The following is a 3,423-nucleotide window of genomic DNA, read 5'->3' as shown; positions in this document are numbered from 1 at the left end:
GCCCCTCCTCCTTATTGCAATCGCGATTGCCGAGGCGGAAGCGGGTGCGATCGGAAACGGCGCGGCGGTCGAGCTCGTGCTCGAGGAGATCGGCTACGGGTGTGTTGGGGGCGTGGTTGCGGGACTCGCAGCGGCAGCCGTGCTCAGGGTGGGCGTCACGCGCGGCCTCGTCGACCCGATCTGGGCTCAGGTCGTTCCGGTCGCGGGGGCCGCCCTCGCCTACGGGCTGGCCGTATGGATGCACGGCAGCGGATTCATCGCCGCGTTCGTCGGCGGGGCCGTCTTCGGCGGGTTGCGCCGCGAGGTCGGGGGCGAGGTGAGCTACTTCCTCGAAGAGGCAGGCGGCCTGCTCGGTGCGGTCACGTTCATCCTCTTCGGCGCCGTCATGCTCGTGCCCACGCTCGATGATCTCTCCGCCGAGATCGTCGTGTATGCGCTCCTCAGCCTGACCCTCGTCCGCATGCTCCCGGTGGCCCTGGCGATGCTCGGATCCGGCGCAAGACGTCCGACGGTCGCGTTCCTCGGCTGGTTCGGGCCGCGGGGACTGGCGTCGATCGTGTTCGCGGTGATCCTCGTCGAGGATGCCGACCTCGCGAGCGAGTCAGTGCTGCTGAACACGATCTTCCTCACGATCGGCCTCTCCGTCCTCCTGCACGGCCTGACCGCGACTCCCCTCGCGGGGCGCTACGCGGCCTGGTTCGCCGCCCACCCGCGCGAGGCACCGCTCGCGTTCGAAAGCGCGCCGGCTCCGGCACAGCGTCCGCACGGCTGGGCGGCCAGGCTGAGGGAGAGACACCATGACGTCGACGACGCATCAACCGAGTCGGCGCCCTAGATGGCCTCTCCGGATGACGTCGAGGCTGCGCCGGTCGATCCGGGCTCACTGATTCGCAGCAGGCAGTACCGCGTTCTGCTCGTGCTGGCGGCGGCGATCGGTGTGCTCGTATCGCTGGCGTCATGGAGCTTCCTGGCGCTCGTCCATCAGATCCAAGTCGGCGTCTACGAGGATCTCCCCGGCGAGCTGGGGTACGACACCGTTCCCTGGTGGTGGCCGCTGCCCTGGCTTGCCGTGGCCGGCGTGCTGACCGCCCTTGCGATCATCCGCCTACCTGGACACGGGGGCCACGTCCCCGCCGACGGTCTCAAGGCCGGCGGGGGCCCCACACAGCCGATCGAGCTCCCGGGCGTTCTCCTGGCGGCGCTCGCCACCCTCGGTCTCGGGCTCGTGCTCGGCCCGGAGGGGCCGCTGATCGCACTCGGCATGGGCCTCGGCGTCCTCGCGGTACGGCTGGTCGGAAAGGATGCGCCCCAGCAGGTGTTGGGGTTGTTGGCTGCCGCAGGGAGCTTTGCCGCCATCTCGACGGTGTTCGGCTCGCCGGTGATCGGCGCTGTGATCCTGCTCGAGGCTGCAGCCCTGGGTGGAGGCGGACCGACACTAGCGGTGATACTGCTCCCCGGCCTGATCGCCGCTGGGCTGGGCTCCCTCGTCTTCATCGGCATGGGAGACTGGACCGGGCTTAGCACGAGCGCCTGGGCGCTGAGCCCTTTGGACCTGGCACCGTACGACGGGCCCGACTGGGGTGATTTCGTATGGACGATCGTGCTCGCGATCGCCGCCGCAGTCGTCGTCTTCGTCGTCGTCGAAGTCGCAAGGCTGACGACCCGCCTCGTGTCGAAGCAGCCGTTCGTGTTCACCGTTGCCGCGGCGCTCGCGGTCGGGGGGCTTGCCATCGCCTTCAACCAGGCGACCGATCAACCAGCGAACGCGGTGCTGTTCTCGGGCGAGCACGCGTTTGAAACGCTCTTCGAAGACCCCAGTCTCTCCCTCTCAACCCTCACGCTGCTCGTGGTGTTCAAGGGGCTCGCCTGGAGCATCTCCCTGGGCAACTTTCGAGGCGGTCCGACGTTCCCGGCCTTGTTCCTCGGCACCGTCGCAGGACTCCTCGCCGCCGACCTTCCGGGATTCTCAGAAACACCGGCCGTGGCGGCCTTGATGGCCGCGGCCTGTGTGTCGATTCTGAGGCTCCCGCTGGCATCAGTCGTGATCGCCCTCCTGCTGACCTCTCAGGCGGGCCTCACGGTCGCCCCACTCATCATCGTGGCGGTGGTCGTCGCGTATATCACCACGGAGGTGTTGTCCGACCGTCGCGTCACCCCTAGCGGGTAGCCAGCGCCTACACGAAAGAGCCGTACCGCGTGACTCGAAGGGATGCGGTGGCCCTCTAGATGTCCTCGCATCCTGTAGACGAGGGCGGTTCGGCGCCTCCCGTCCTCGGCCGTTCCACTGCTCTCGCTACGTTCACGAGGTCGTGAGGGTTCGAGTGTTACATCGCGAGAGCGGACTTCAAGGTGACCATGAGGCTTGTTCAGTTGACCACCTGGACGCAACCTATGCGCCTTAGCAGCGTCTTTGAGAGCGGATGATGGGACTCGAACCCACGACCTTCTGCATGGCAAGCAGACGCTCTAGCCAACTGAGCTACATCCGCGTGGGCCGCCAGTATAGCCGCGGTCGCCGCGACCCTGAAACGCTCAGCCGGCTGCGTCGAGCGCTTCGTTGACGAGCCGATCCGCGAGCTTGTTGTGCTCCCGGCGCACCGCCGTGTAGCGCACCGCGCCGAGCTCGCGAGCCAGCGTTCCCGCCCGCACAGAGAGCTCGCGCAGGGCTTCGTTCTTGACGCGGTACTCGCCGCGCATCTGCTTGACCATCAACTCGGAGTCGGAGACCACCTCGAGCTCGCCGACACCCAGCTCGACCGCCTTCTCGAGCCCCGCGATCAGGGCGCTGTACTCGGCGACGTTGTTGGTCGCGACGCCGATCGCCTCGCCGTGAGCCGCGACGACGTCCCCGTTCTCGTCCTCGAGCACGTAGGCGTAGGCGGCGGGCCCGGGATTGCCGCGGGCGCCGCCGTCCGTGAACAGCCGCCCTCTCACGGAGCGGTCAGGGCGAAGGGTGCTCGACGTTGTCGATCTGCGCCCGCTGCAGCTTGCCGGAGTAGTCGACGTAGAGCGACTTCCACTCCGTGAAGACGTCGAGCGCAGCCTGGCCGGCCTCGCGATGGCCGTTGCCGGTGTCCTTGGTGCCGCCGAAGGGCAGATGCACCTCGGCGCCGGTGGTGCCGGCGTTGATGTACGTGATCCCCGTCTGGAGGTCGCGCATGGCGCGGAACGCCTTGTTGACGTCGCGGGTGAAGATCGAGGACGAGAGCCCGTAGCGGATCCCGTTCGTGACCCGGATCGCCTCGTCGAAGCTCTTGACCGGGATCAGGGCGGTCGTCGGGCCGAAGATCTCCTCCTGGGCGATCCGCATCTGCGGGTCGACGTCCGCGAAGATCGTCGGCCGGTAGAAGAAGCCCTTGCCCAGGTCGCCCTCGCTCGCCTGCTCTCCGCCGGTGAGGAGCTTGGCGCCCTCGTCCGAGCCGA

Annotated in this window: 4 protein-coding genes and 1 tRNA gene; 2 read left to right on the top strand and 3 right to left on the bottom strand. The window is 68.0% G+C overall.

Annotated elements, in window-relative coordinates:
* On the top strand, window positions 1–835 hold an 835-nt coding region (locus tag VFX99_RS02575; protein ID WP_329664753.1), incomplete at its 5' end, for a cation:proton antiporter.
* Window positions 836–2,167 carry a chloride channel protein gene (locus VFX99_RS02570; protein ID WP_329664752.1) on the top strand — a complete coding sequence of 444 codons (1,332 nt, stop codon included), beginning with the start codon at window positions 836–838 and terminating at the stop codon, window positions 2,165–2,167.
* A gap of 248 nt (window positions 2,168–2,415) precedes the next feature.
* On the opposite strand, the gene VFX99_RS02565 is transcribed toward VFX99_RS02570, so the two are convergent.
* From VFX99_RS02565 to VFX99_RS02555, 3 genes are all read right to left on the bottom strand, one after another.
* Window positions 2,416–2,489: transfer RNA gene (locus tag VFX99_RS02565), tRNA-Gly, on the bottom strand.
* A gap of 43 nt (window positions 2,490–2,532) precedes the next feature.
* Window positions 2,533–2,934, bottom strand: coding sequence for a ribonuclease HI family protein (locus tag VFX99_RS02560; RefSeq protein WP_329664751.1), 402 nt, complete (start codon window positions 2,932–2,934; stop codon window positions 2,533–2,535).
* A 7-nt stretch (window positions 2,935–2,941) separates the two neighbouring features.
* On the bottom strand, window positions 2,942–3,423 hold a 482-nt coding region (locus VFX99_RS02555; RefSeq protein WP_329664750.1), incomplete at its 5' end, for an aldehyde dehydrogenase family protein.

The organism is Microbacterium sp., assembly GCF_036277215.1.
Taxonomy (GTDB): Bacteria; Actinomycetota; Actinomycetes; order Actinomycetales; family Microbacteriaceae; genus Microbacterium.
This window is presented reverse-complemented; position numbering and strand designations above follow the sequence as displayed.